The organism is Stenotrophomonas sp. 22LJNL06-5-1 (genome assembly GCF_056861455.1).
Genome location: NZ_JBSPUE010000001.1, coordinates 35,662 through 59,439 on the forward strand (window position 1 = coordinate 35,662; position 23,778 = coordinate 59,439).

The following is a 23,778-nucleotide window of genomic DNA, read 5'->3' on the forward strand; positions in this document are numbered from 1 at the left end:
TTCTTCACTCCGTCTTTCCCCGGCACTCACTCGGCGGGGGATGCCTCGCTAGCATCGAGAATCTGGCCGCGCCAGGCGGCGCCAGCACCGGACAAAAGGGTCACGGCCGCAGCGGCGGCGGCCTCCGGGCCTTGGGCGGCCGGGTCCTGGTCTACGGAATAGGCCCGGGCCCGCAGGGCCGTGCGCAGCGGACCGGGGTACAGGCCACTGACCCGTACCGGGCTGCGGCCGAGTTCGTCGTGCAGGCTGGCGATCAGGCCACGCAGGCCATGCTGGGCCACACCGTAACCGCCCCAGTAGGCCTGGCCGACCCGTTCAGGGGCATCGACCGCAAACACCAGCGCCGCATCTTCACGCTGCCGCAGCAGCGGCAGGCAGGCCTGGGCCAACCAGGCCGGCGCAGTCAGGGTGACGTGCACCGCGCGGGCGAAACTGGCCGGGTCGGCCAGTTCGAACGGGGTCAGGCCCGGGAAGTGAGCGGCACAGACCAGCAGGCCGTCCAGCCGCCCGAGCTCGCGCTGCAGGGCCTGGGCCAGTTCGGCATAGTCGTCGGGTCCCGCGCCTTCCAGGTCCAGCGGATACAGCAGGGGCTCCGGGCCGACCGCCTGGACCTGGGCGTAGACCCGGTCCAGGCGCCGCGGCTTGCGGCCCAGCAGGACCACGGTGGCCCCAGCGGCTGCAGCAGCCACTGCCGCAGCACTGCCCAGCCCACCACCGGCGCCGGCGACCAGCACCACGCGATCCTGCAACGGGCGGCCATCGAGCGCCCCGTCGGTCGGTGACGTCGATGGCCAGGCACTCATCCCTGGGTCGCCTCTTCGACGATGCGCTTGAGCTCGCCGGCTTCGAACAGCTCCAGCACGATGTCACAGCCGCCAATCAACTCACCGTTGATGAACAGCTGCGGGAAGGTCGGCAGGTTGGAAAAGCGCGGCAGGTTGGCGCGGATCTCGGGCTCTTCCAGCACGTTGACGGTGCGCAGGGTGACCGCGCCGGCCGCCATCAACGCCTGTACGGCGCGACTGGAGAAGCCGCACATCGGGTATTGCGGGGTGCCCTTCATGAACAGCACGAGCGGGTAACGATCGACCTCGGCCTGGATTTGCTGCATTACCGCCACAACCACACTCCTTGCTTCGCCGGACAAACCGACCGTGATGGTCGGCTAGACTGCCCACGGTAGCCGCCATTGTAAGCGGATGGAACCGGCTGCCGCCGCCCCCTGGCCACGAACCTGTCCATGCCTGTCGAATTGCCTGCCCTGCCCTACCTTCCCGGCTCCCTGCAGCCGCACCTGTCCGCACAGACCGTGGAACTGCATCACGGCCGCCACCATCGCGCCTATGTGGATGCCGTCAACGCCGGCATCCTCGGCACCGAGTGGGAGGAAGCGTCGCTGGAGGAGATCGTCCGCCACGCCCAGGGCACGCTGTTCGATGCCGCCGCCCAGGCCTGGAACCATGGCTTCTACTGGCAGTGCCTGCGCCCGCGCGGCGGCGGTGAGCCGCAGGGGCGGCTGGGCGAACTGGTCAAGCGCCAGTTCGGCGACGTGCAGCGCCTGCGCGAGGAATTCAACCGCACCGCGCTGGGCCTGTTCGGCTCCGGCTGGGTCTGGCTGGTGCAGCATCCGGGCGGGCAGCTGGGCCTGCAGGCCACCCGCAATGCAGGCACGCCATTGACCGGTGAAAGCACCCCGCTGCTGTGCTGCGACGTCTGGGAGCACGCTTACTACACCGACTACCAGAATGATCGCGCGCGCTATCTGGACGCGTTCTGGCAGATAGTCAACTGGGAATTCGCCGAGAGCCAGCTGCGCTGAGGCAGCGGCTCCCCCCGGGGTAGTGCCGGCCGCTGGCCGGCATCCCCATCGGTGTACAGAGATGGCGAATCTGCCGGCCAGCGGCCGGTACTACCGGGAAACAGGACAGAGCTTCACGCGTTCCCGTGCGCGGCCACCGCGTCCATCACCCGCGCCGAATACACCAGTGCCGCACCGGCATTGAGCGACACCGCCACGCCCAGCGCCTCGGCGATTTCCTCGCGGCTGGCGCCGTGCTTCAGCGCCGCGTCCACATGTACGGTGATGCAGCCGTCGCAACGGGTGGTCACCGCCACCGCCAACGCGATCAGTTCGCGGGTCTTGGCATCCAGGTGGTTGGTCTGGGCGCCGGCGTTGGCCAGCGTGGCGTAGCCCTTCACCGTATCCGGCGAGAGCTTGCCGATCTCGCCGATGCGGCCCTTCAGTTCCTTGCGGTAGGCATTCCAGTCGAGCATGGTCGTGACTCCTGTAAAAGGAGCTCCACGCTACCACCGGGAATGTTGCGCCGATGCCTGCACCGGCGCGTCATAGCGTTGCACTGCCGGCCAGCGGCCGGCACTACCGGGCCCAGCGATTGCGCAGCGCGTGTACCGCCGGCGCCACCTGGGCCTGGCGGTCCAGCTCCAGGCCAACCTGGTCCAGCGCATCGGCCAGTGCAGCGGCATCATCGTCGCGCAGCGTGGCGTGGCCGACCTTGCGGCCTTCGCGCGACTCCTTGCCATAGTCGTGCCAGTGACCGCTGGCTTGGCCCAGCACCGGTGCCGGGTCGGGCATCGCGCCCAGCCAGTTCAGCATGCAGGCATGGCCGAGCATGCGGGTGCTGCCCAGCGGCAGGCCCAGCACGGCACGCAGGTGGTTCTCGAACTGCGAGGTTTCGCTGCCTTCGATGGTCCAGTGGCCGGAGTTGTGCACCCGCGGCGCCATCTCGTTGGCCAACAGCTCACCATCGCGGCAGAACAGCTCCAGCGCGAACACACCGACGTACTGCAGGTGCTCGGCGACGCGGCGGGCATAGCCGATCGCCGCCTGCTGCTCGGCGTCGGACAGCACGGCCGGGGCCACGCTGGCCGACAGCACGCCGTCGACATGCCAGTTGCCAGTGACCGGCCAGGCCTCGAAGCTGCCATCGCGGCCACGCACAGCGACCACACTGACCTCGCGCTGGAAAGCAACGAAGCCTTCCAGGATCAGCCCGGTGCGCTCGACCTGTGCGCCCAGCGCGTCCCATGCAGCGTCGATGTCGGCTTCGCTGCGCAGGCGGAACTGGCCCTTGCCGTCGTAGCCGAGGCGGCGGGTCTTGAGGATGCACGGCAGGCCGAACTCGGCGGCCTTCGCGGCCAACTCGTCACGGCTGCAGATGTCGGCAAAGGCCGGCAGCGGAATGCCCAGCTGCTGGAACAGGGTCTTCTCGCTCAACCGGTCCTGGGCCACCGCCAGCGCAGCCGGCGGCGGATAGACCGGCACGCGGTCGGCCAGGAACTGCGCGCTGTCGGCCGGCACGTTCTCGAAATCGAAGGTGACCACGTCGACCTTGGCGGCGAAATCCGCCAGCGCCTGGCGGTCATCGAAGGCACCGACGGTGAGCGGCGCCAGCGGGCCGCTGCAGGCGTCAGCTGCCGGGTCGTACAGTTCGAAGCGCAATCCCAGCGGCGCACCGGCCAGAACCATCATGCGGGCGAGCTGGCCGCCGCCCAGGATGCCGACGGTCAGGCTCATTGGCGCGGGTCGTCGTGGGCCATCACGTCTTCGGTCTGGCGCGCACGGAAAGCGTCGAGCGCCTGGCCGATCGCCGGCTGGTCACTGGCCAGCATCGCGGCGGCGAACAGCGCGGCGTTGGAGGCGCCGGCATTGCCGATGGCGAAGGTGGCAACCGGAATGCCGGCCGGCATCTGCACGATCGACAGCAGCGAATCCATGCCGTTGAGGGCCTTGGACTGCACCGGCACGCCCAGCACCGGTACGGCGGTCTTGGCGGCGATCATGCCCGGCAGGTGCGCGGCCCCGCCGGCACCGGCGATGATCGCGCGCAGGCCACGCGGGCCCGCCTGCTCGGCGTAACTGAACAACACATCCGGCGTCCGATGCGCGGACACCACCTTCACTTCGAACGGAACACCCAGGGCTTCAAGCTTCTGGGCGGCGTGCTGCATGGTTTCCCAGTCGGAACGGGAACCCATGACGATGCCGACAAGCGGCGCGATCGGGTTGGGGGTCATTGGCCGTCACCTGCCTTAAAGACGTATTCTAGCCATCTTCCACGCAAGACGAAGAACCATGGATCGCAAGCTGCTCGACCTGCTGGTGTCGCCGGACACCCGCCAGCCCCTGTCCCTGCTGGATGGCAAGGGCCTGGAAGCCCTCAACAAGGCCATTTCCGCCGGCGCGGTGAACAAGGCCGATGGCAACCCGCTGGCGCAGCCGCTGCGCGAAGCGCTGGTCACCCGCGACCGCAAGCAGGTGTTCCGCGTTGACGACGGCATCCCGGTGCTGCTGGCCGAGGAAGCCATCCCGACCGCCCAGATCGCCGACTTCCCGGCCGCATGAGCGCGCTGCCGACGCCGGATGCGGCCGTTGTCGCCGCCGATGTCGCGCGTGCGCTGGCCGAGGACCTGGGCAGCGGTGACGTCACCGCCGCCCTGTTGCCCGACCAGGCCGACAGCGCCTACCTGCTGTGCAAGCAGGACGGGGTGATTGCCGGCCGCCCGTGGTTCGACGCCACCCACCGCGCACTCGACCCGGACGTGCGCATCGAATGGCAGGTTTCCGATGGCGACGCGGTCACCGCCGGTACCGTACTGGCGCTGCTGCACGGGCGCAGCCGCAGCCTGGTCAGCGCCGAACGCACCTCGCTGAACTTCCTGCAGACACTGTCCGGCACCGCCACGACCACCGCGCGTTACGTGGCGGCGGTGGCCGGCACCGGCACGCGCATTCTCGATACCCGCAAGACCCTGCCCGGCCTGCGCCTGGCGCAGAAGTACGCGGTGCGCTGTGGCGGCGGCGAGAACCACCGCTTCGGCCTGTACGACACGGTGATGCTGAAGGAAAACCACATCCGCGCCGCCGGTTCGCTGGCGGCAGCAGTTGCTGCCGCGCGCCGGCAATGGCCCGCGCTGCCGCTGGTGGTCGAGGTGGAAGACCTGGCGCAGCTGCGCCAGGCGCTGGAAGCCGGTTGCGAACGCATCCTGCTGGATGACTTCAGCCCCGACCTGCGCCGCGAGGCGGTGCGCATCACGGCGGGGCGCATTCCGCTGGAAGTGTCCGGCAGCGTGGGCCTGGGCGGCCTGCGTTCGATCGCCGAGGACGGCGTCGACTGCATCTCCATTGGCGGCCTGACCAAGCACGTGCAGGCCATCGATCTGTCGCTGAAGCTGGGCCCGCCCCCGGGTTGAGGCCTGGCCGGGGTCCGATCCCATTCTCCTTTTCCATGGGAAAAGGGATCTGACCCGGTTCTCACACCCGGCGTTCACGACAGCGCTGCGACGCTGCGGTCATCCCCCACAGGAGCCGCGCATGCGCCGGATGCTCTTGCCTGCCTGCCTGCTGCTGGCCGCGGCGCCGTTGTCCGCAGCGGCGGCCGAAGCCTGCGATGTACCGCCCCGCTTCGGCCTGAGTCCGTTGGCGGTCGCCATCCGCAACACCGCCTGCAATGAGCACCGGCTCTGGTACCGGCCCTTCATCGACCGCGATGGCCGCGCCGCCAGCCTCAGCGTCACCGAAGCCGAAAGCGATCACCTGGCCGACAACGGCCTGATCGCCTGGCAGCGCGTGGCCGGCTACTGGCGCAACAGCGGCACGCTCAACGCAATGGGCAGCATCGCCGGCGCCAGCAGCTGTCTGGCGCCGCTGGGTACGCGCTACACCGACAGCGACTGCCGCGCCTTCCTGGTCGACAACCCGTGGTCAGCCGCCTTCATTTCCTGGGTGATGGTGCAGTCCGGCGTTCCCGGCTTCAACACGTCGCCACGCCACATCGACTACATCCGTGCCGCGTACCAGGGCGGCCCCTCGGGCGTACCGTACCGGCTGGTCGATCCGGCCACGGCCAAACCCGCACCAGGCGATCTGCTGTGCTTCCTGCGCGACCGCAGCACCACGCTCAGCTACAGCGGGCTGGTGCAGGCACTGGGCAATGGCTCGGTGGGCCACTGGAAATCACATTGCGAAGTGGTGGTAGCGGCCAATCTTGGCGGCGACCAGACCCTGTACCTGGTCGGTGGCAACGTGATGAACACCGTGGCGATGCGGTTGCTGCAGCTGGACCGCACCGGACTGATCAAGCTGCCGCCCGCGCGCGAACGCAACAGCACCGGCATCGACCCCAGCTGCACGCCGGGCCGCGAGGACGAATGCAGCTTCAACCGCCAGGACTGGGCGGCGCTGCTGCAGTTGACCGCCACGGCACCGCTGGTGATGCCGTCGCCCACTGCGACACCAATGCAGCCCCTGCCTGCGCCGCAACCGGTTGTCATACCGCCTCAACCGGTCTCAACTGGCCCACAACCAACGCGCTGATGCCAGGCGCTTGATCCAGCGCGCGTTCGCCGCCATCTTTGCGGGATCGACCTCTGACGGCTGACGCCATGCCCACCCTGCTGCTGTTGCTGATTGCCGGCGGAATCATCTATTTCTTCTGGAATGCCGCACGTTCGGCCGCCGAACGCGCCGTTGAGCTGGGCCGCAACGCCTGCCGCGCCGCCGATGTGCAGTGGCTGGACCAGGCAGTGCACGCCACCGGCCTGCGCCTGTCGCGCGGCGAGGATGGCCGGCTCGGTTTCGAGCGCACCTTCAAGTTCGAGTACTCCTACGATGGCATTGATCGCCACGTGGGCCGCATGGTGCTGCGCGGCGACCAGCTGATCTCATTCACTGGCCCGGGCGCGGCGCGGATCAGCCAGATCCGCGCGGATGTGGACGATGCCGAGGATGTGTAGGGGCTTTGAGTGCCGACCAACGGTCGGCACCTACCGGTAAATCCTGCATCGGCACCCACCGGTAAATCCTGTAAAGGAAAACGCCGCCCATCGGGGCGGCGTCGGAAACATTACTTGACCACGCGCAGGTTCGGGCGCCCCTTCGGCGGCGGGCTGGCCGGCGGCGTATCGTCCGGCGGCGTGCCTTCCTCGTGCAGCAGCTCGTCGCTGGCCGGCGCGGTTTCGTTGCCCGGAATGTCATCCGGCAATGCCATGCCCTGCCCGGTCTCGCGGGCGTAGACGGCCAGCACGGCGCTGATCGGCACCTGCACCGGGTAGCTGGTACCGGAGAAGCGCGCCGAGAAGCTCACCATCTCGTTGTCGATCATCAGCCGCACGACAGCACGTTCGGCGATGTTGAGCACAACCCGGCCATCCTTGACCGCCGAAGGCGGCACCTGCACGCCGGGGACGCCGGCGTCGACCAGGATATGCGGGGTCAGCTGGTTGTCGTTGATCCATTCCACCAGCGCCCGCAGCAGGTACGGGCGGTGGCTGGTCATGTGGAAGAAGTCTTCGGTCATGCGTGAAGTGTACGCGCCCGGCGCCCTGCCGGGGCGGATCGCCTGCACGCCGGTCGGCGTGCAGACGGGTAAAGCAAGGCTGGATCAGCCCGGCAGATCGCGCAGTTTCTTTTCCTGGTCGGTCAGGCTGCGGACAAAACCCGGATGGCGGAAGATGCGGTTGCCGTAGTCTTCAATCGCCTTGCCGTCCTTCGGCAGCGGCACATCCAGCGACTGCAGGCGCCAGATGATCGGCGCCATCGCGCAGTCGGCCAGGCTCATTTCCGGGTTGAGGAAGAACTTGCTGGCCTTGAACAGCGGCAGCGAGGCGGTCAGCAGTTCCTTCAGGCGCTTGCGGCCGGCCTCGGCCTGGGTCTTGTTGCCCAGCTGGATGGCCTGCACCTGCGGCACCCAGTCGTGCTCGATGCGCAGCATGGCCAGGCGGATGCGCGCACGCGACAGCGGATCGACCGGCATCAGCGGCGGATGCGGGTAGCGCTCGTCCAGGTATTCGCTGACCACCGACGCGGCGTAAAGCACCAGTTCGCGTTCGACCAGGGTCGGCACCGAGTGGTACGGATTGAGGTCGATCAGGTCTTCAGGCGGGTTCTGTGGATCGACCGGAACGAAGTCGAAGGTCACACCCTTGGCCGCCAGGACCAGGCGTACACGGTGGCACAGCACATCGTCGTTCGAGGAAAACAGCGTCAGTGTATTGCGCATGCGTACGCTCGCCGCCATCAAAGGCTCTCCCACGACAGGAGACCGCCTGCCGCATCGGCGCCGCCGGCACCGTGCCAGCGATCGACTCCTCCCCGAGTGTGCAACCGACCATCACAAAAGCCAATAGGCCCGTGCGATGGTCGGCGGCAGATTCAGTGAACGTCCTTCCAGTATTCCTTCTTCAACAGATACAGCAGGAAGGTCAGCAGGGCCAGGAACAGGATCACCCACACGCCCAGCTGCTGGCGCTTGAGCGCGGCCGGTTCGCCGGCATATTCAAGGAAGTTGGTGATGTCCCGCACTGCCTGGTCGTACTGTCCGGCATCGACGTTGCCTGGCGTTTCCAGGCGCAGGCCGGTCACCGGCGGATCCATGCCCGGCGCCTCCGGCTTGCCATGCACGGCATGCTGCAGGCCCTGCATTTCCCACAGCGGGTTGGGCATGGACGCGTTGGCGAACAGCGCGTTGTTCCAGCCCAGCGGCCGGCTGCTGTCCAGGTAGAACGACTTGAGGTAGGTGTAGACCCAGTCACTGCCCCGCACGCGCGAGATCAGGCTGAGGTCCGGCGGCATCTTGCCGAACCACTTCTCGGCATTCTCCTTGGGCATCGCCACCGGGATCGGGTCGCCGATCGCCGAGCCGGTGAAGTTGAGGTTGTTCATCACCTCTTCCTCGGTCAGGCCCAGGTCCTGCGCCATCCGCGAATAGCGCAGGTACTTCAGCGCATGGCAGCCGGAGCAGTAGTTCATGTACAGCTGCGCGCCGCGCTGCAGCGATGCGCGGTCACCGAGGTCGTTGCCGGCCTGCAGCAGCTTGGTGCCGCCTTCGGCGGCGGAGGCCAGGAAACTGCCCAGCATCAGGGTGGCCATCAGGGCCAGCCGGACCATCCAGCGTTCAGTCATGGGTGGTCACCCTCTCCGGTACCGGTTTGGTCCTGTCCAACCTTGTCCATAGCGGCATGGTGATGAAGAACGCGAAGTACAGGAAGGTCAGCACCCGCCCGACATAGGTCTCGTGCGCGTCGGTGCCGGGGCCGGAGCCGATCACGCCCAGCCAGACGAAGCACACCGCGAACACCCCCAGCAGCACCTTCGAGAGCAGGCCGCGGTAGCGGTAGGACTTCACCCGCGCACGGTCCAGCCACGGCACCAGGAACAGGATGGCGATGGCCGAGAACATCACCAGCACGCCGCCCAGCTTGTTCGGCACCACGCGCAACATCGCGTAGTACGGCGTGTAGTACCAGACCGGCTTGATGTGCTCGGGGGTCACCAGGCGATTGGCCTCGGTGAAGTTGTCGTGCTCCAGGAACAGGCCACCGAATGCAGGTGCGAAGAAGATGATGAAGGCGGCGATGATCAGCAGGAAGCCGGCGCCGACACCATCCTTGAGCGTGTAGTACGGATGGAACGGAATGCCGTCGGCCGGTGCGTTCGGCGACCAGCGGTTGCCCTTCGGCCCCTTCTTGATCTCCACGCCGTCCGGGTTGTTCGACCCCACTTCGTGCAGTGCACCCAGGTGCAGCACCACCAGCAACAGCAGCACCAGCGGCAGTGCGATGACGTGCAGCGCGAAGAAGCGGTTGAGCGTAGCGTCACTGGGCAGGTAGTCGCCCATGATCCACTCGGTCAGGCCGTTGCCGATGACCGGTATGGCACCGAACAGCGAGATGATCACCTTGGCGCCCCAGAACGACATCTGCCCCCACGGCAGCACGTAGCCCATGAACGCTTCGGCCATCAGCACCAGGTAGATCAGCATGCCCAGGATCCACACCAGCTCGCGCGGCTTCTGGTAGCTGCCGTACAGCAGGCCGCGGAACATGTGCAGATAGACCACGATGAAGAACAGCGAGGCACCGGTGGAGTGCATGTAGCGGATCAGCCAGCCCCACTCCACATCACGCATGATGTATTCGATGGAGCCGAACGCCTCGGCGGCGTTGGTCTTGTAGTGCATCGTCAGGAAGATGCCGGTGACGATCTGGTTGACCAGTACCAGCAGCGCCAGCGAACCAAAGTAGTACCAGATGTTGAAGTTCTTCGGCGCGTAATACTCGCTGACGTGCTTGCGGTACACCGGCATCAGGCCGGGCGCGCGCGCATTGACCCAGTCGGCCACGCCGCTGGCGGTACGGCTGAGGATATTGGCCATCAGGCAGCCCCCTGCGGATCGACACCGATGATGATGGTGTTGTCGTCCTGGTAGTGGTGCGCGGGCACCTTCAGGTTGATCGGCGCCGGCACGTCCTTGAAGACGCGGCCGGACATGTCGAAGCGCGACTTGTGGCAGGGGCAGAAGTAGCCGCCCTTCCACTGCGGGTCGTAGGGCTCAGGCCGGATCTCGGCCACCATTTCCGGCGAGCAGCCCAGGTGCGTGCACAGGCCGACCAGCACGGAAATATCCGGCTTGATCGAGCGCAGCTCGGGGTTCTGCTTCAGCACGTACTCCGGCTGCTGGTCCTTCTCGCCGGACTCGGGGTCCTTGAGACGGCCGTCCAGCCCGTGCAGCGCATCGAGGATCGCCTTGGACCGTTTGACGATCCAGATCGGCTGGCCACGCCATTCCACGATCAGGCGTTGGCCTTCCTGCAGGGCGCTGATGTCGGCCACCACCGGTGCGCCGGCAAGCTTGGCGCGGGCACTGGGGTTCCAGGATTTGATGAAAGGAACTGCGGTGAATCCGACGCCGACGGCGCCCACCACGGCTGTGGTGGCAGAAAGAAAACGCCGACGTCCGGTGTTGACTGGATCGTGTACCCCATCGTTGGCCATCCGGCACTCCGATATTGATTAGGTAGCTTTAAGGCTGCCAGCGGATCCGGTGGGGGCCAGAGCCGCATTGAATCACGGTCGAGTGTAGCGGAACCGTCGCGCGCCACACAACGCATTGCAACAACATTGATTGCGGGGTTGCCGGCCAGCGGCCGGTCAGTACCGGCCATTGCCCAGGGATTGCCGGCCAGCGGCCGGCACTACTGGTGCGTCAATGCGGTGCGGTAACGCTCGGCCAGCTGCCCGACCCGACGCACGTAGTACTGGGTTTCGCTGTAGGGCGGTACGCCACCGTGGCGGTCGACCGCGCCTTCGCCAGCGTTGTAGCCGGCTGCGGCAAGGGTCAGGTCGCCATTGAAGCGCTTCAACAACCAGGCAAGATACTGTACGCCGCCGCGGATGTTCTGCCCGGCATCGTAGGAATCACTGACGCCGAAGCGCGCGGCGGTTGGCGGCATCAGCTGCATCAGGCCCTGCGCACCCGCGCGGCTGAGCGCGGTCGGGTTGTAGGCCGACTCGGCATGGATGATGGCCCGCACCACCGCCTCTTCCACGCCGAACTCGCGCGCGGCCGAGGTGATCTCGGTCTGGAAGGCCGAGGTGTTCAGGCGCACGGTGCCGAAGTCCACGCGTGGATTGACCCCGCACGCGTAGCAGCGCTCCATGAAACTGTAGCGGATGGTCCGGACCGGGCCGAGGTTGGCGACCTGGGTCGGGCGCGCACTGGTGTAGTGGCGCACGCCATCCTTCATGAAGGAATAGACCTGGCCGCTGACCACGCGCCCGGCGCGCGAGGCGACCGGCTGTGCCGGAGCAGCTGCAGGCGCGGCTGCAGCAGGTGCCGGCGCGACCGTTGCCGGCGTCGCGACACTGGCGGCAACGGCAACCGGGTTGCGTTCGATGCTGGCCACCGTGGTCGGCGCCGGCCTGGGCGCGGCCACCACCGGACGCGGCGCCGGACGGGTGTCGCGGCTGTAGCTGATGGTGCTGCAGCGCGCACCCGCCACCCGCTTGCTCACATAACTGGTGACGCCATCAGGGCCCTGGCACTTGTACAGGGTTCCGGCGCTGGCCGGCGCAGCGGTCAGCGCAGCGATGATGATCGCCGTTGTCCCCAGTATCCCCTTCATGGCGGCGAGTGTCCCAGCTTCGCCGGGGCTTGCCAAGCGATGTGGCTCAGCCTGTGACCGGCGGCACAGCCAGCACCTGGCCCAGCCCGGCCAGGCGCTGGGCCAGTTCGTCGCGCAGGCCCGGCGGCGTGGTCCACAGCGCCACCGGCACGCGGTCCAGGCTGAGGATCTGCGCCAGCATCATGCCCCGGCTCTCGGCCCCCATGCGCAGCAGGCAGTGCTCGGTACCGTCCGCCTCCAGCACCCCGCACCAGGGCGGAATGCGACCTTCCAACTCGGCGCGGCTGCCGGCCAGGCGGATGATGGCCTGCAGCGCGAACGGGGCCTGGCTGACCGCCTGCCGCACCATCACATCCGGCGGCGCCGGGGTGCGCCGGTGCATGCCCGGCTCGGAGCACTCACGTACCGCGCCCATCCGGTCCACGCGCAGGGTGCGCCAGTCCTGCCGGCCCAGGTCCCAGGCCAGCAGATACCAGCGCCGCCCGTAATTGACCAGGTGCTGGGCCTCGACCTCGCGCTGGGTCACCGCATCCTGTGCACTGCGGTATTCAAAGGCCAGCCGCGAGGCCTGCCGGCAGTGCTGGGCCAGCCGCCCGAGCAGGCGTGCATCGGTGGACGGAAGATCGGACAGGGTGGCCGTCGCCGCATGCACCTCGCCCGCCTGCTGGCGGCGACGGGTCGGCACCAGCGGATCGAGCTTGGACAGCAGGCCACGCGCGGTGTCGTCGATGCCGGCCACTGTGGCCGAGGCCGCACGCAGGGCGATGGCCAGGGTGGTTGCCTCCTCCTCGTCCAGCAGCATCGGCAGTACCGGTGCCCCAGCCCCCAGCTGGTAGCCGCCGCCGACCCCTGACGAGGCCTGTACCGGATAGCCCAGTTCACGCAGTCGCTCGATATCGCGGCGGATGCTGCGCCGGTCCACGCCCATGCGCTCGGCGAGTTCGGCCCCGGACCACTGGCGGCGGGCCTGCAGCAGGGCGATCAGGCGCAGCAGTCGATGGGCGGTATGGCGCATGAAGGATCGAGGACAGAAGTCGTCCTCAATAGTGCCTCAGGATGGCCTCCAGTTCACCACCCACCGCAAGGAGCAATGCCATGAATTCACGCCAGATCACCCTGTACCACGCCGCCCGCTCCCGCTCGAGCGGCGCCGTGGCCCTGCTCGAAGCGCTGGGTGCCGACTACCGCATGCAGGTGCTGGACCTGAAGGCCGGCGCCAACCTCGCCCCGGCCTATCTGGCCATCAACCCGATGGGCAAGGTGCCGGCCATCGTCCACAACGGCGCGCTGGTAACCGAACAGGTGGCGATCTACCTGTACCTGGCCGACCTGTACCCGGAAGCCGGGCTGGCGCCGCCGATCGGCGACGCCCTGCGCGGCCCCTACCTGCGCTGGATGGCCTTCTATGGCGCCTGCTTCGAGCCGGCGATGATCGACAAGGCGATGCATCGCGAGCCGCCGCCGCGCCTGATGTCGCCGTACAACGACGCCGAGACCGTACTGCAGGTGATCGAGGCCCAGCTGGCACATGGGCCTTACCTGCTCGGCGAGACGATGAGCGCCGCCGATGTGCTGTGGGGCAATGCGCTGGGCTGGACCAGCGATTTCGGCCTGCTGCAGCTGGCCCCGGCCACCAAGGACTATGTCGCAAGGATCGGCGCGATGACCGCGTTCGAGCGTTCGCGACAGATCGATGCGGAGCTGGTGGCGGCCTGAGGCGTGCCGCCGGGCGCGGCCCGGCGTTACCAGGGGGCGGACCCGGAATTCCAGTAGATCCATGCCATGCGTGGATGAATGCAGCCAGGCTTGGCCTGGCTCTACTGGGCCGGCGCCCGCGCCGGGATGCGGGTAGAATTGCCCGCTTTCCCGCCACCCGAATGGATTAAGCGCCATGACCGGGACGCCAGACGTCTTTCCGCCCGCCACGCCGGGCGGCACCCCGCTCGTTGCCCTGCCCGCTGGTCCGCGCAAGCCCGACCAGGTCAAGGGCAAGCTGTACATCAAGACCCACGGTTGCCAGATGAACGAGTACGACTCGGCCAAGATGGCCGACGTGCTTGCCGCCAGCGATGGCCTGGAACTGACCGACAGCCCGGACGACGCCGACGTCATCCTGGTCAACACCTGTTCCATCCGCGAAAAGGCGCAGGAGAAGGTGTTCAGCCAGCTCGGCGTCTGGAAGGGCCTGAAGAACAAGGGCCGTGAGGTCATCATCGGCGTGGGCGGCTGCGTTGCCTCGCAGGAAGGCGAAGCGATCATCAAGCGCGCGCCGTTCGTCGACCTGGTGTTCGGGCCGCAGACCCTGCACCGCCTGCCGGAGCTGATCCGCGCCCGGCGCGAGCAGAAGCGCCCGCAGGTGGACATCAGCTTCCCCGAAATCGAGAAGTTCGACCGCCTGCCGGAACCGCGCGCCGAAGGCGCTTCGGCGTTCGTATCGATCATGGAAGGCTGCTCGAAGTACTGCTCGTTCTGCGTGGTGCCCTACACCCGCGGCACCGAAGTCAGCCGCCCGTTCGAGGACGTGGTGGTGGAAGTGGCCCAGCTGGCCGCGCAGGGCGTGCGAGAGATCAACCTGCTCGGCCAGAACGTCAACGCCTACCGTGGGCCCTATGGGGATGGCGAATTCGCCGACCTCGGCCTGCTGATCCGCACCATCGCCGAGATCGATGGCGTCGGCCGCATCCGCTTCACCACCTCGCACCCGCTGGAGTTCAGCGATTCGCTGATCGATGCGTTCCGCGACGTGCCGCAGCTGGCGAACTTCCTGCACCTGCCGGTGCAGGCCGGCAGCGACCGCGTACTGTCGGCGATGAAGCGCGGCTACACCGCACTGGAATTCAAGTCGAAGATCCGCAAGCTGCGCGCGGTGCGCCCGGACATCTCGATCAGCTCGGACTTCATCGTCGGCTTCCCCGGCGAGACCGATGCCGACTTCGAGAAGACCATGAAGCTGATCGAAGACATCGGCTTCGACCACAGCTTCTCCTTCATCTATTCGCGTCGCCCGGGCACCCCGGCGGCGGACCTGGAGGACACCATCAGCGATGCCGAGAAGCACGCGCGCCTGTCGCGCCTGCAGGAGCGCATCAATGCGCATGCCGCCGGCATTTCCGAGAAGATGGTCGGCACCGTGCAGACCGTGCTGGTGGAAGGGCCCTCGCGCAAGAACCCGAACGAGCTGACCGGCAAGACCGAGAACATGCGTTCGGTGAACTTCCCGGCGCCGGCACGGTTGATCGGCCAGTTCGTGGACGTGGTGATTACCGAAGCGCTGACCAATTCGCTGCGCGCGCGGGTGGTGGCGGAATAAGGTTAGGGTGTGCCGACCAACGGTCGGCACCCACCGGAATTGATGCCGGCCAGCGGCCGGCACCTACCAGGGTGGATGCCGACCGTTGGTCGGCATTTCCTAATCCAGCCGCTTGCGGAAACGCAGGATCGCCAGGGTCATCATCACCACGATGAAGGCCAGCAGCGCCAGCGCGTCGTGCCATAGTTCCCACAGCGAGGCGCCGCGCAGCATGATGCCGCGCACCAGGCGCAGGAAGTGGGTCAGCGGCAGCACTTCGGCCAGCCATTGCACCGGCTGCGGCATGCCGGCGAACGGGAACATGAAGCCCGACAACAGGATCGACGGCAGGAACAGGAACAGCGTCATCTGCATCGCCTGGAACTGCGAGCGCGCGCGCGTGGAAATCAGCAGGCCCAGCGCCAGGTTGGCCAGTACCAGCAGTACCGCAGCCAGGTAGATATCGAGCAGGCTGCCGCGGATCGGCACCTGGAACAGCCAGGTGCCCAGCACCAGCACCAGGGTGGTCTGCAGCAGGCCAATGGCCGCATAGGGCAGCACCTTGCCGACCATCAGTTCGCTGCGCGACACCGGCGTGGCGATCAGCAGTTCCATGTTGCCGCGCTCGCGTTCGCGCACCACCGCCACGGCCGTGAACATCACCAGGGTCATGGTCAGGATCACCCCGATCAGGCCCGGCACGATGTTCACCGCCGAGCGCCGCTGCGGGTTGTAGAAACTGGTCACGCTGATTGGACCACCGGCGATGCTGCCTTCGCGCAGCGGCCGCGTGTTGCTGGTCGGTCGCGTCTCCAGCGGCACCTGCGCCAGCTGGATCGCCGCACTCTGCACCACGGTGTCGCTGCCATCAACCAGCACCTGCACCGCCTCGCGTCCATCGAAGCGACGGCGCTCGAAGTCGGCCGGCACCACGATGCCGACACTGATCTCGCCACGCCGCAGCGCCTGCATCAACTGGTCGGGCGTGTAGGCTTCGCTGCGCGGCGTGATCACGCCGGTGGCGACCATGTCCTGCACCAGCGCGCGCGAGGCGGCACTGTTGGCCTGGTCGGCGACACCAGCGTCGAGGTGGCGCAGGTTGAGATTGATCGCATAGCCGAACAGCAACAGCTGCATCACCGGAATGCCAACGATCATCGCCAGCGTGATGCGGTCGCGGCGCAGCTGCCGCAGCTCCTTGAGCATGATCGCCCACAGCCGGCGCAGGTTCATGCCGCCGGCTCCCGGCCACGGCCGCGGGTAGCGGCGACGAACACGTCTTCCAGGTTCGGCGCCACCGCCTCGATGCGGGCCTGCGGATCGGCGCTGGCCAGCGCACGCCGCAACGCTGGCGTATCGGCGGCCCCCTCGCTGCACAGCACGCGCAACTGGGTACCGATCTGCGCCACGCTCAGCACGCCGGGCAGCTCAGACAGCGCGCGGCTGGCCTGCCGCGGCTGCACCGACGTGACCTGCAACGTGCGGCCGTCCAGCCGTGCACACAGCTCGGCCGGCGTGCCATCGGCGACCAGCGCACCACGGTCCAGGATCGCCAGCCGGTGGCAGCGCTCGGCTTCGTCCATGTAGTGGGTCGATACCAGCACCGTGGTGCCCGCATCAGCCAGCTCGAACAGGGCCTCCCAGAAGTCGCGGCGCGATTCGGGATCGACCGCGCTGGTCGGCTCGTCCAGGAACAACAGCTCGGGCGCGTGCACGACGGCGCCGGCCAGGGCGAGGCGCTGCTTCTGCCCACCACTGAGCGTGCCGGCCAGCTGCGGCTGCCGGTCCAGGAGACGGTACTGCTGCAGCAGTTCGTCGACCCGCTGCCGCGCCTGCGCGCGTGGCAGGTCCTGGATGGCAGCGAGGAATTCCAGGTTTTCGCGCACCGACAGATCTTCATACAACGAGAAGCGCTGGGTCATGTAGCCGATGCGCCGGCGCAGCGCTTCGGCCTGCTCGGGAACCGCCAGCCCCAGCACCTCGATCTGCCCGGCGCTGGGTTCCAGCAGGCCGCACAGCATGCGGATGGTGGTCGACTTGCCCGACCCGTTCGGGCCCAGGAAGCCATAGACCTGCCCACGCGGCACGGTCAGGTCGACGTTGTCCACGGCCAGCAACTCGCCGAAGCGACGGGTGAGGCCCTGCGCATGCACCGCGATGTCCGCACCGGTGTTCAGAAGCGCACCTGCACCGGCAGGCCGGCCGGCAGCTTCTGCATGTCGGTGGCTTCGGTCACTTCGATTTCAGCCAGGTAGCTCAGGCGCTCGACGTCGTCGCCGGTCAGTGCGTAGTACGGGGTGAACGACGGTTCGCTGCGGATCGATCGCACGCGCCCTTTCAGCACCGTACTCCGACCCTCCAGCTGTATCTGCGCGGCCTGACCGACCTTCACCTGCAGGCGCAGCGGCTGCGGCAGGCAGACGCGCGCATAGGGACGCTCACCGACCAGCATCACCGCCAACGGCGCGCCGATCGGCGCCTGGTCGCCCTGCCGGTAGGGCAAGGCATCGACCACACCATTGCGCGGCGCACGCAGCTGCAGCTTCTGCAGATTCACGCCCTGCACCACCTGCTGTGCGCGTGCGGCGTCGGCCGCGGCCTTGCCCTGGGTGATGTCCTGTGCCCGGCTGCCGTGCACCAGCTCCAGCCAAGCCTGCTCGGCCGCGCGCGCGCTGGCCTCGGCGTTGCCGGCGGCGGCACGTGCACGATCCAGTTCAGCGGCAGCCACCAGCTGCTGGCGTGCCAACGGCTGCACCCGGCGATAGTAGGCGCTGGCTTCGACGGCCTGGGCGCGAAGCGCGGCCAGCTGGGCCTGGGCCTGGGTGATCTGTTCCTGGCGCGGGCCGATCTCGAGCTCTTCCAGCTGTGCCTGCGCGCGCAGCGTATCGGCCTGTGCGGCGGCGAACTGTGCGTCGCCACGGGCGGGATCAAGCTGCATCAACACAGTGCCCGCCTTGACCGGCTGGCCCTCGCGCACCTCCACCGCGGCGATCACTTCGGCCGCCGGTGCCGGCACCGTGATCCGGTCCCACTCCAGCGTGCCCAACGCGGTCGGCGGTGCCTGCCCGCACCCTGCCAGCAAGCCGATGCCCGCCAGTCCGATTCCCCGCATCCCGTTGCCGATGCCCATGCCATCCCCTCCTGCGACGGCGCCACGGTGGCATGCGCCCCGTGCACCCACAATGATCCCGATCAGACCTGACGGTTTTTTCACCACACGCTGGCGGGCCTTTTGCTGCAAGGCTCCGCACCACCTATCCACAGGTTGATTCAGCATCATTCCACAACCGGTGTGGAAAACCGGCGAAACAAGCTCCCCTTGCTCGTTTGGCAGCAGAACATGCCCCGCCATCAGGAACATGCCGGTGCGGATGGCGGATTGAACGGGAATGCACAGCCCGCTACCGCACCTCCCTGCACCGCCGTTCCCGGGGGAAGGAGCGACTGCGGGTCGTGACGGTTTTTTCACCAGCCCCTCATGATGCTTGTGGCACAAGCGCTGCGAAGGGCTATCCACAGCTTTCCGCAACGCCGGTCCACACCCGGTGTGGAAAACCGCCTGGCGCTACACCGTTCCGATGCCCGCGCTGGCCGGCCGCCCGGCACGCGCGTAACCTTGTCATCCCGAGTCCATCGCGGTGGACGGCGAACCCGCCCCACCCCAAGCAATGAAAAGCATCGAGCATCGAGACTTCACCCTGTCGCCGGAAGACAACGAGCGACTGGCCAACCTGTGCGGCCCCTTCGATGGGCACCTGCGCCAGATCGAGCTGAAGCTCGGTGTGGAGATCGCAAATCGTGGCTTCGTGTTCCGCATCAGCGGGCCCAACGAGGCCATCGTGGAAGCGCAGAAGCTGGTTGAGGCGCTGTACGCCGAAGCCGGCGAAACCACCTTCGACAACCACGCCATCCATCTGCGCCTGGCGCAGGCCAATGTCGAGCAGATCGCCGAGCGCTCCTATGAAGCACAGGAGGTGGCGATCAAGGTCAAGCGCGGCACGGTACGCGGCCGCGGTGCCAACCAGGGCCGCTACCTGCACCAGATCGCCACCCACGACATCAACTTCGGCATCGGCCCGGCCGGTACCGGCAAGACCTTCCTGGCCGTAGCCAGCGCGGTCGAAGCACTGAACGAATCGCGGGTACAGCGCCTGATCCTGGTGCGCCCGGCGGTGGAGGCCGGCGAGAAGCTGGGCTTCCTGCCCGGCGACCTGAGCCAGAAGGTCGATCCCTACCTGCGACCGCTGTACGACGCCCTGTACGAGATGATGGGCGTGGAGAAGGTGGTCAAGCTGCTGGAGAAGAACGTCATCGAGATCGCGCCGCTGGCCTACATGCGCGGCCGCACACTCAACGATGCGTTCGTGATCCTGGACGAAGCACAGAACACCACCATCGAGCAGATGAAGATGTTCCTGACCCGCCTGGGTTACGGCTCCACTGCGGTGGTCACCGGTGACCTGACCCAGACCGACCTGCCCAAGCATGTGAAGTCCGGCCTGCGCGACGCCATCGACGTGCTGCGCGAGGTCGAGGGCGTCAGCTTCACCTTCTTCGAATCCCGTGACGTGGTCCGCCACCCGCTGGTCGCGCGCATCGTGAGCGCCTACGACCGCCGCGACCTGCATCAGATCCAACCTGGAGCAACTCCATGACCCGTGGTCCCGTGCGATTGGACGTCGCCGTCAGTTATGCCCTGCCACGTGCCGGCCTGCCGGCGGCAGTGAGCTTCCGCAAGTGGGTGGCCGCCGCGTTGAAGGGCCGCATCCGCGAGGCCGATCTGGCCATCCGCGTGGTCGATGCCAAGGAAGGACAGTCGTTGAACCGCCATTACCGCGGCAAGGACTACGCCACCAACGTGCTCAGCTTCCCGGCCGAAGTGCCCGAAGGCCTGCCCAAGGGCGTCAAGTTCCCGCTGCTCGGTGACCTGGTGATCTGTGCTCCGGTCGTGGCGCGCGAGGCCGACGAACAGGGCAAGGCGCTCAACGCCCACTACGCGCACCTGACCGTGCACGGCGTGCTGCACCTGCTCGGCTGGGACCACGAGGACGACAAGGAAGCCGAGGCGATGGAGCAGCTGGAGCGCGACATCCTGGCCGAGCTGGGCATCGCCGATCCGTACGCGGGCGAGCGCTGAGCGGGCCACCGTCCGTCGCCACGACTACAAGGGGATCAAGGATGACCTCGGGAAACAGCATCACGACGTTTGCAATGAGCGCCGGCCTGTTCGCCGGCCTGCTGGTACTGGGTGCCTACACCGTGCGCCGCATCAGCGCCCGCGACCCCAGCGGCAGCCACTGGCTGCTGCGCAGCCTGGCCCTGCTCTCGCCTTTGTGCCTGCTGGCCGGGCTGGCGATCGGCATGATCGGCCCCCACCTCACAGGTAGAGCGGAACCCGCCCACCTGCCCGGGCTGTGGGAAACGTCGATGGTGCTGATACTGGTCGGTGCCTTGACCCTGCCGGTGCTGTGGCGAACGCTGCTGCAGCAGCGGTTTGGCAGGCCGGTCAACGCGCTTCCGTTCTTCCACGCCAGCCGCACCTCGCTGCTGGTGCTGTTCGTGCTGGCCGTGATCTACATGAAAGTGGCCAGGACCGCCGCAGCGGAACTGATGCCCTGGCTGACCAGCCCGGGCCTGTGGCCGGCGGTGGCGCGCATCGCGGGGCAATCGATGCAGGTCGCCATGCTTGCGGTCGTGCTGACCCTCTCACTGATGGTCGTGCGGCGGGCGATGACCGGTTTTCTGCGCCTTCTCAGCGGGCTGTTCAGGCGCTCGCCGGGGCTATGATGGCGGCCCTTCGCCTGCGGAAACCGACCGTGCCACTGCGCTGCTGCCTGCCCCTGCTCTGTGCCCTCGCCGCTCCCTCCGCCTTCGCCACCAGCCTGGACCTGCCGGCCCTGATCGAATGCCGCCAGGGCGTGGCCGAGCAGGCCGCGCTGGCGCCGCTGCTGGCCGATCCGCTGAAGGCCGTGGCCCAGGGCCTGCAGCCGCTGCCGCAGGGCAACCAGTTCATGAGCGAGTTCCGGCTGGCCAACCCGATCACCGTCTTCGGCCAACAGACCGAGCGGGTGGCGATGGCCGGCGCCAGCATCATGGCCGTCCTCGACCAGGCCGACCCACGCCCGCTGGCCAAGCGCCTGGCGCTGGAGACCGGCTACGACCAGGACGGCAAGTTCATGGCCGGCCGCGAGCTGATCAGCCGCGACGTGACCAACCCGAAGACCGGCGAGGCCCAGATCGAGTCGATCATCCTCAGCGTCTCCACCGTGGCCTCCCACCCGGGCAAGACCCTGGCCGGCTGCACCTACAGCCTGGACCTGCCCGAAGAGGAGCCGGCCACGGCCGCCCCAGGCCCGGCCACCGGCAGTCACTGACAGGCCGTCACATCCTGCTAGACTTGGGTCAACGCCCGGCCTGCCGGGTGCCTTTTTTCCAGAGATGTCAGAAGACGACAGTAGTAGCTCCCCTGCGGAGCACAGTGAAAAGAAGCGCGGCTGGCTTGAACGCCTGACCTCCGCCTTCTCCGGCGAACCCCATACCCGCGACGAGCTGGTCGCTATCCTGCACACCGCGCAGGAAGAGGGTCTGATCGCCGCCGATACCCTGAAGATGATGGAAGGCGCCATTTCGGTGGCCGAGCTGACCGTGGGCGACGTGATGATTTCGCGCTCGCAGATGGTCTCGCTGCCGGTTGAAGCGCCCTTCCTGGAACTGATGAAGCAGGTGGTCGAATCCGGCCATTCACGCTTCCCGGTGCACGGCGAGAACAAGGACGACATCCTTGGCATCCTGCTGGCCAAGGACCTGCTGCGCGGCGTGGTCGCCGACAACGGTCCGGCCAACGTGCGAGAGCTGCTGCGCCCGGCGGTACTGATTCCGGAGGCGAAGAAGCTCAACGTGCTGCTGAAGGAATTCCGCCTGTCGCGCAACCACATGGCCATCGTGGTCGATGAGTACGGCGGTGTCGCCGGCCTGGTCACCATCGAGGACGTGCTGGAACAGATCGTCGGCGAGATCGACGATGAGCATGACGAGGCTGAAGATCCCTCGGCGCAGATCGCGATCCAGTCCGACGGCCAGTACGTGGTCGACGCGCTGACCCCGATCGGCGACTTCAACGAGCGGTTCGGCGCGACGTTCTCCGACGAGGACTACGACACCATCGGCGGCCTGGTCACCGAGGCCGTGGGCCATCTGCCGGAAGTCGGTGACGAGCTGGCGCTGGACCGTTTCATGTTCCGCGTGGCCCGCGCCGATGCGCGCCGGGTACAGGCCTTCCACGTGACCGTGCTGCCGCCGGACGCGCAGGACGACGCTTGAAGCGCCGCGGCCTGATCCTCATGGTGTGGCTGGCACTGTGCGTGCTGGCCATGGCCCTGCCGCTGGCCGCCTTCGCGCAGCCGGTGGCAGCCACACCTGCCGTACCCACGACCAACGCTGAAGCCCCTGCCCCGCGCATCGGCGTGGTGACCATGCAGCCGGGCACGGTGTTCTTCGAACGCTTCGGCCATGACGCCATCGTGGTGGTTGATCCGGTCAGCGACGAGGCAACCTCGTACAACTTCGGCTACTTCGACCCGTCCGAGGACGATTTCATCAGCCGCTTCGCACGCGGCGACATGATGTATTACCTGGTGGCGCTGCCGCTGCAGCAGGACCTGTCGTACTACGACGAGACCGGCCGTGGCGCCAGCGTGCAGTGGCTGGACCTGCGCCCGGACCAGGCGCGTGCGCTGGCCGCCGACCTGGCCGAGCGGGCCAAGCCGGAGAACGCGCGCTACCACTACGATTACTACACCGCCAACTGCGCCACGATGGTGCGCGACACCGTGGACAAGGCGCTGGGCGGCGGCCTGCACTCGCAGTTGTCGGGGCGCTCGCGCGGCAACACCTATCGCAGTGAATCGGTGCGTCTGGCCTCGCCGGCACCGTGGATGTGGCTGGGCTTCGACGTTGGCCTCGGTCCGTTCGCCGACCAACCGCTGTCGCGCTGGCAGGAAGCGTTCGTGCCGATGCGCCTGGCCGATGCACTGCGCCAGGCGCGCAACAGCGACGGGCGGCCGCTGGTGCAGTCCGAACAGGAGCTGTTGCCGCACCGCATCGACCCGGAACCGAAGGAGTTCGCGCGCCGCTGGTGGCCGTGGCTGCTGTGCGGGCTGGTGATCGCCGCTGGCGTGCTGGCGATGGGCCGCCGTCCGCGCCTGCTGGCCGGGCTGGCGCTGCCGTTCTGGCTGCTGTGCGCCCTGCTCGGCGGCGTACTGGTGTTCCTGTGGGGCTTCAGCATCCACTACGCCGCCTGGGCCAACCGCAACCTGCTGCTGCTCTCGCCGCTGGCAATACTGCTGCTGCCGGGCGCGATCGCCCTGCTGCGCCGGCGTATTCCAGGCCGCATGTTCAGGATCGTGCTGTGGCTGCTGGCGGTACAGGCAGTGGCCGCGCTGGTGCTGCACTGGCTGAGCCTGCAGGCCCAGTACAACGTGCAGTGGATCGTGCTGCTGCTGCCGGTGCACGTGGCACTGGCATGGGTGCTGGGGCGTCGTCCTCACTTGTCCGAAACACGGCCCTGA

Annotated in this window: 28 protein-coding genes; 13 read left to right on the plus strand and 15 right to left on the minus strand. The window is 67.6% G+C overall.

Going from position 1 to position 23,778, the window contains the following annotated elements; translation table 11 throughout:
• Positions 1 to 26: 26 nt before the first annotated feature.
• Entirely contained in the window at positions 27 to 803 is a 777-nt protein-coding gene (locus tag AC13GF_RS00170) for an SDR family NAD(P)-dependent oxidoreductase (RefSeq protein WP_483002652.1), read from the minus strand.
• Positions 800 to 1,120 carry a Grx4 family monothiol glutaredoxin gene (gene grxD / locus AC13GF_RS00175; protein WP_005408852.1) on the minus strand — a complete coding sequence of 107 codons (321 nt, stop codon included), beginning with the start codon at positions 1,118 to 1,120 and terminating at the stop codon, positions 800 to 802. The genes AC13GF_RS00170 and grxD overlap by 4 nt, the downstream gene beginning before the upstream one ends.
• 120 nt (positions 1,121 to 1,240) lie before the next feature.
• On the opposite strand from grxD, the gene AC13GF_RS00180 reads away from it, so the two are divergent.
• Complete coding sequence (locus AC13GF_RS00180) at positions 1,241 to 1,819, plus strand: superoxide dismutase (RefSeq protein ID WP_483002653.1); 579 nt, start codon at positions 1,241 to 1,243, stop codon at positions 1,817 to 1,819.
• 113 nt (positions 1,820 to 1,932) lie between these two features.
• Here the strand turns inward: AC13GF_RS00180 and AC13GF_RS00185 are convergent, their stop codons facing one another.
• The 3 genes from AC13GF_RS00185 to purE form a co-directional block, all read right to left on the minus strand.
• Positions 1,933 to 2,274, minus strand: coding sequence for a carboxymuconolactone decarboxylase family protein (locus AC13GF_RS00185; RefSeq protein ID WP_483002654.1), 342 nt, complete (start codon positions 2,272 to 2,274; stop codon positions 1,933 to 1,935).
• A 103-nt stretch (positions 2,275 to 2,377) separates the two neighbouring features.
• On the minus strand, positions 2,378 to 3,535 hold the full coding sequence (locus AC13GF_RS00190; RefSeq protein ID WP_483002655.1) for a 5-(carboxyamino)imidazole ribonucleotide synthase: 1,158 nt from the start codon (positions 3,533 to 3,535) through the stop codon (positions 2,378 to 2,380).
• Complete coding sequence (purE, locus tag AC13GF_RS00195; RefSeq protein ID WP_005412808.1) at positions 3,532 to 4,035, minus strand: 5-(carboxyamino)imidazole ribonucleotide mutase; 504 nt, start codon at positions 4,033 to 4,035, stop codon at positions 3,532 to 3,534. Before purE ends, AC13GF_RS00190 begins: the two co-directional genes overlap by 4 nt.
• Positions 4,036 to 4,093: 58 nt before the next feature.
• Between purE and AC13GF_RS00200 the strand changes: the two genes are divergently transcribed.
• The 4 genes from AC13GF_RS00200 to AC13GF_RS00215 all read left to right on the plus strand — a co-directional run bounded on the left by AC13GF_RS00200 (position 4,094) and on the right by AC13GF_RS00215 (position 6,753).
• A complete protein-coding gene (locus AC13GF_RS00200; protein WP_005408847.1) occupies positions 4,094 to 4,363 on the plus strand; it encodes a Trm112 family protein in 270 nt (89 codons plus the stop codon).
• A complete protein-coding gene (nadC, locus tag AC13GF_RS00205) occupies positions 4,360 to 5,211 on the plus strand; it encodes a carboxylating nicotinate-nucleotide diphosphorylase (RefSeq protein WP_483002657.1) in 852 nt (283 codons plus the stop codon). The genes AC13GF_RS00200 and nadC overlap by 4 nt, the downstream gene beginning before the upstream one ends.
• A gap of 121 nt (positions 5,212 to 5,332) precedes the next feature.
• Entirely contained in the window at positions 5,333 to 6,334 is a 1,002-nt protein-coding gene (locus AC13GF_RS00210) for a DUF2272 domain-containing protein (RefSeq protein ID WP_483002659.1), read from the plus strand.
• A gap of 68 nt (positions 6,335 to 6,402) precedes the next feature.
• Positions 6,403 to 6,753: a DUF3301 domain-containing protein gene (locus AC13GF_RS00215; RefSeq protein ID WP_005408844.1), complete on the plus strand. Its 351-nt coding sequence runs from the start codon at positions 6,403 to 6,405 to the stop codon at positions 6,751 to 6,753.
• 110 nt (positions 6,754 to 6,863) lie between these two features.
• Here the strand turns inward: AC13GF_RS00215 and AC13GF_RS00220 are convergent, their stop codons facing one another.
• The 7 genes from AC13GF_RS00220 to AC13GF_RS00250 all read right to left on the minus strand — a co-directional run bounded on the left by AC13GF_RS00220 (position 6,864) and on the right by AC13GF_RS00250 (position 12,937).
• The gene (locus AC13GF_RS00220; protein WP_126929004.1) at positions 6,864 to 7,316 is read right to left on the minus strand and encodes a ClpXP protease specificity-enhancing factor; all 453 of its coding nucleotides are present in this window, start codon (positions 7,314 to 7,316) and stop codon (positions 6,864 to 6,866) included.
• Between the two features lie 84 nt (positions 7,317 to 7,400).
• Positions 7,401 to 8,036: a glutathione S-transferase N-terminal domain-containing protein gene (locus AC13GF_RS00225; protein WP_032128879.1), complete on the minus strand. Its 636-nt coding sequence runs from the start codon at positions 8,034 to 8,036 to the stop codon at positions 7,401 to 7,403.
• Positions 8,037 to 8,170: 134 nt separating this feature from the next.
• Positions 8,171 to 8,920, minus strand: coding sequence for a cytochrome c1 (locus AC13GF_RS00230; RefSeq protein WP_483002661.1), 750 nt, complete (start codon positions 8,918 to 8,920; stop codon positions 8,171 to 8,173).
• Positions 8,913 to 10,172: a cytochrome b gene (locus AC13GF_RS00235; protein ID WP_053442777.1), complete on the minus strand. Its 1,260-nt coding sequence runs from the start codon at positions 10,170 to 10,172 to the stop codon at positions 8,913 to 8,915. Before AC13GF_RS00235 ends, AC13GF_RS00230 begins: the two co-directional genes overlap by 8 nt.
• Positions 10,172 to 10,792, minus strand: coding sequence for a ubiquinol-cytochrome c reductase iron-sulfur subunit (gene petA, locus AC13GF_RS00240; RefSeq protein WP_010486121.1), 621 nt, complete (start codon positions 10,790 to 10,792; stop codon positions 10,172 to 10,174). Before petA ends, AC13GF_RS00235 begins: the two co-directional genes overlap by 1 nt.
• Positions 10,793 to 10,992: 200 nt before the next feature.
• Positions 10,993 to 11,922 (minus strand): lytic transglycosylase domain-containing protein, encoded by a 930-nt coding sequence (locus AC13GF_RS00245; protein ID WP_483002662.1) that lies wholly within the window; start codon positions 11,920 to 11,922, stop codon positions 10,993 to 10,995.
• Positions 11,923 to 11,968: 46 nt separating this feature from the next.
• Positions 11,969 to 12,937: a helix-turn-helix transcriptional regulator gene (locus tag AC13GF_RS00250; RefSeq protein WP_483002663.1), complete on the minus strand. Its 969-nt coding sequence runs from the start codon at positions 12,935 to 12,937 to the stop codon at positions 11,969 to 11,971.
• A gap of 80 nt (positions 12,938 to 13,017) precedes the next feature.
• Between AC13GF_RS00250 and AC13GF_RS00255 the strand changes: the two genes are divergently transcribed.
• Both AC13GF_RS00255 and miaB read left to right on the plus strand, forming a co-directional pair.
• Complete coding sequence (locus AC13GF_RS00255; RefSeq protein ID WP_483002665.1) at positions 13,018 to 13,638, plus strand: glutathione S-transferase family protein; 621 nt, start codon at positions 13,018 to 13,020, stop codon at positions 13,636 to 13,638.
• 175 nt (positions 13,639 to 13,813) lie between these two features.
• Positions 13,814 to 15,232, plus strand: a complete 1,419-nt coding sequence (gene miaB / locus AC13GF_RS00260; RefSeq protein WP_049399909.1) for a tRNA (N6-isopentenyl adenosine(37)-C2)-methylthiotransferase MiaB — start codon at positions 13,814 to 13,816, stop codon at positions 15,230 to 15,232.
• Positions 15,233 to 15,331: 99 nt separating this feature from the next.
• Here the strand turns inward: miaB and AC13GF_RS00265 are convergent, their stop codons facing one another.
• The 3 genes from AC13GF_RS00265 to AC13GF_RS00275 are packed head-to-tail and all read right to left on the minus strand — an operon-like array spanning position 15,332 to position 18,341.
• A complete protein-coding gene (locus tag AC13GF_RS00265) occupies positions 15,332 to 16,444 on the minus strand; it encodes an ABC transporter permease (RefSeq protein ID WP_483002667.1) in 1,113 nt (370 codons plus the stop codon).
• Positions 16,441 to 17,364 carry an ABC transporter ATP-binding protein gene (locus AC13GF_RS00270; RefSeq protein WP_483002668.1) on the minus strand — a complete coding sequence of 308 codons (924 nt, stop codon included), beginning with the start codon at positions 17,362 to 17,364 and terminating at the stop codon, positions 16,441 to 16,443. The genes AC13GF_RS00265 and AC13GF_RS00270 overlap by 4 nt, the downstream gene beginning before the upstream one ends.
• 20 nt (positions 17,365 to 17,384) lie before the next feature.
• Complete coding sequence (locus AC13GF_RS00275; protein ID WP_483002669.1) at positions 17,385 to 18,341, minus strand: HlyD family secretion protein; 957 nt, start codon at positions 18,339 to 18,341, stop codon at positions 17,385 to 17,387.
• Positions 18,342 to 18,879: 538 nt separating this feature from the next.
• Between AC13GF_RS00275 and AC13GF_RS00280 the strand changes: the two genes are divergently transcribed.
• The 6 genes from AC13GF_RS00280 to AC13GF_RS00305 all read left to right on the plus strand — a co-directional run bounded on the left by AC13GF_RS00280 (position 18,880) and on the right by AC13GF_RS00305 (position 23,778).
• Positions 18,880 to 19,866 (plus strand): PhoH family protein, encoded by a 987-nt coding sequence (locus AC13GF_RS00280; RefSeq protein WP_412703771.1) that lies wholly within the window; start codon positions 18,880 to 18,882, stop codon positions 19,864 to 19,866.
• The gene (gene ybeY / locus AC13GF_RS00285; protein ID WP_019659039.1) at positions 19,863 to 20,348 is read left to right on the plus strand and encodes an rRNA maturation RNase YbeY; all 486 of its coding nucleotides are present in this window, start codon (positions 19,863 to 19,865) and stop codon (positions 20,346 to 20,348) included. Before AC13GF_RS00280 ends, ybeY begins: the two co-directional genes overlap by 4 nt.
• Positions 20,349 to 20,389: 41 nt before the next feature.
• Positions 20,390 to 20,998, plus strand: coding sequence for a hypothetical protein (locus AC13GF_RS00290; protein ID WP_483002671.1), 609 nt, complete (start codon positions 20,390 to 20,392; stop codon positions 20,996 to 20,998).
• Entirely contained in the window at positions 20,998 to 21,585 is a 588-nt protein-coding gene (locus AC13GF_RS00295) for a hypothetical protein (protein ID WP_483002672.1), read from the plus strand. Before AC13GF_RS00290 ends, AC13GF_RS00295 begins: the two co-directional genes overlap by 1 nt.
• Before the next feature lie 64 nt (positions 21,586 to 21,649).
• On the plus strand, positions 21,650 to 22,531 hold the full coding sequence (locus AC13GF_RS00300; RefSeq protein WP_483002674.1) for an HlyC/CorC family transporter: 882 nt from the start codon (positions 21,650 to 21,652) through the stop codon (positions 22,529 to 22,531).
• A complete protein-coding gene (locus tag AC13GF_RS00305) occupies positions 22,528 to 23,778 on the plus strand; it encodes a lipoprotein N-acyltransferase Lnb domain-containing protein (protein WP_483002675.1) in 1,251 nt (416 codons plus the stop codon). The genes AC13GF_RS00300 and AC13GF_RS00305 overlap by 4 nt, the downstream gene beginning before the upstream one ends.

Coding starts and splice junctions, on each gene's coding strand:
- AC13GF_RS00215 (WP_005408844.1), top strand. CDS start 6,403: ATGCCCACCCTGCTGCTGTTGCTGATTGCCGGCGGAATCATCTATTTC.
- AC13GF_RS00300 (WP_483002674.1), top strand. CDS start 21,650: ATGTCAGAAGACGACAGTAGTAGCTCCCCTGCGGAGCACAGTGAAAAG.
- AC13GF_RS00190 (WP_483002655.1), bottom strand. CDS start 3,535: ATGAGCCTGACCGTCGGCATCCTGGGCGGCGGCCAGCTCGCCCGCATG.
- AC13GF_RS00230 (WP_483002661.1), bottom strand. CDS start 8,920: ATGACTGAACGCTGGATGGTCCGGCTGGCCCTGATGGCCACCCTGATG.
- AC13GF_RS00290 (WP_483002671.1), top strand. CDS start 20,390: ATGACCTCGGGAAACAGCATCACGACGTTTGCAATGAGCGCCGGCCTG.
- AC13GF_RS00235 (WP_053442777.1), bottom strand. CDS start 10,172: ATGGCCAATATCCTCAGCCGTACCGCCAGCGGCGTGGCCGACTGGGTC.
- AC13GF_RS00265 (WP_483002667.1), bottom strand. CDS start 16,444: ATGAACCTGCGCCGGCTGTGGGCGATCATGCTCAAGGAGCTGCGGCAG.
- purE (WP_005412808.1), bottom strand. CDS start 4,035: ATGACCCCCAACCCGATCGCGCCGCTTGTCGGCATCGTCATGGGTTCC.
- AC13GF_RS00220 (WP_126929004.1), bottom strand. CDS start 7,316: ATGACCGAAGACTTCTTCCACATGACCAGCCACCGCCCGTACCTGCTG.
- ybeY (WP_019659039.1), top strand. CDS start 19,863: ATGACCCGTGGTCCCGTGCGATTGGACGTCGCCGTCAGTTATGCCCTG.
- AC13GF_RS00225 (WP_032128879.1), bottom strand. CDS start 8,036: ATGGCGGCGAGCGTACGCATGCGCAATACACTGACGCTGTTTTCCTCG.
- AC13GF_RS00295 (WP_483002672.1), top strand. CDS start 20,998: ATGGCGGCCCTTCGCCTGCGGAAACCGACCGTGCCACTGCGCTGCTGC.
- AC13GF_RS00185 (WP_483002654.1), bottom strand. CDS start 2,274: ATGCTCGACTGGAATGCCTACCGCAAGGAACTGAAGGGCCGCATCGGC.
- AC13GF_RS00255 (WP_483002665.1), top strand. CDS start 13,018: ATGAATTCACGCCAGATCACCCTGTACCACGCCGCCCGCTCCCGCTCG.
- AC13GF_RS00180 (WP_483002653.1), top strand. CDS start 1,241: ATGCCTGTCGAATTGCCTGCCCTGCCCTACCTTCCCGGCTCCCTGCAG.
- AC13GF_RS00210 (WP_483002659.1), top strand. CDS start 5,333: ATGCGCCGGATGCTCTTGCCTGCCTGCCTGCTGCTGGCCGCGGCGCCG.
- AC13GF_RS00245 (WP_483002662.1), bottom strand. CDS start 11,922: ATGAAGGGGATACTGGGGACAACGGCGATCATCATCGCTGCGCTGACC.
- AC13GF_RS00200 (WP_005408847.1), top strand. CDS start 4,094: ATGGATCGCAAGCTGCTCGACCTGCTGGTGTCGCCGGACACCCGCCAG.
- nadC (WP_483002657.1), top strand. CDS start 4,360: ATGAGCGCGCTGCCGACGCCGGATGCGGCCGTTGTCGCCGCCGATGTC.
- petA (WP_010486121.1), bottom strand. CDS start 10,792: ATGGCCAACGATGGGGTACACGATCCAGTCAACACCGGACGTCGGCGT.
- AC13GF_RS00170 (WP_483002652.1), bottom strand. CDS start 803: ATGAGTGCCTGGCCATCGACGTCACCGACCGACGGGGCGCTCGATGGC.
- AC13GF_RS00275 (WP_483002669.1), bottom strand. CDS start 18,341: ATGGGCATCGGCAACGGGATGCGGGGAATCGGACTGGCGGGCATCGGC.
- AC13GF_RS00280 (WP_412703771.1), top strand. CDS start 18,880: ATGAAAAGCATCGAGCATCGAGACTTCACCCTGTCGCCGGAAGACAAC.
- miaB (WP_049399909.1), top strand. CDS start 13,814: ATGACCGGGACGCCAGACGTCTTTCCGCCCGCCACGCCGGGCGGCACC.
- AC13GF_RS00250 (WP_483002663.1), bottom strand. CDS start 12,937: ATGCGCCATACCGCCCATCGACTGCTGCGCCTGATCGCCCTGCTGCAG.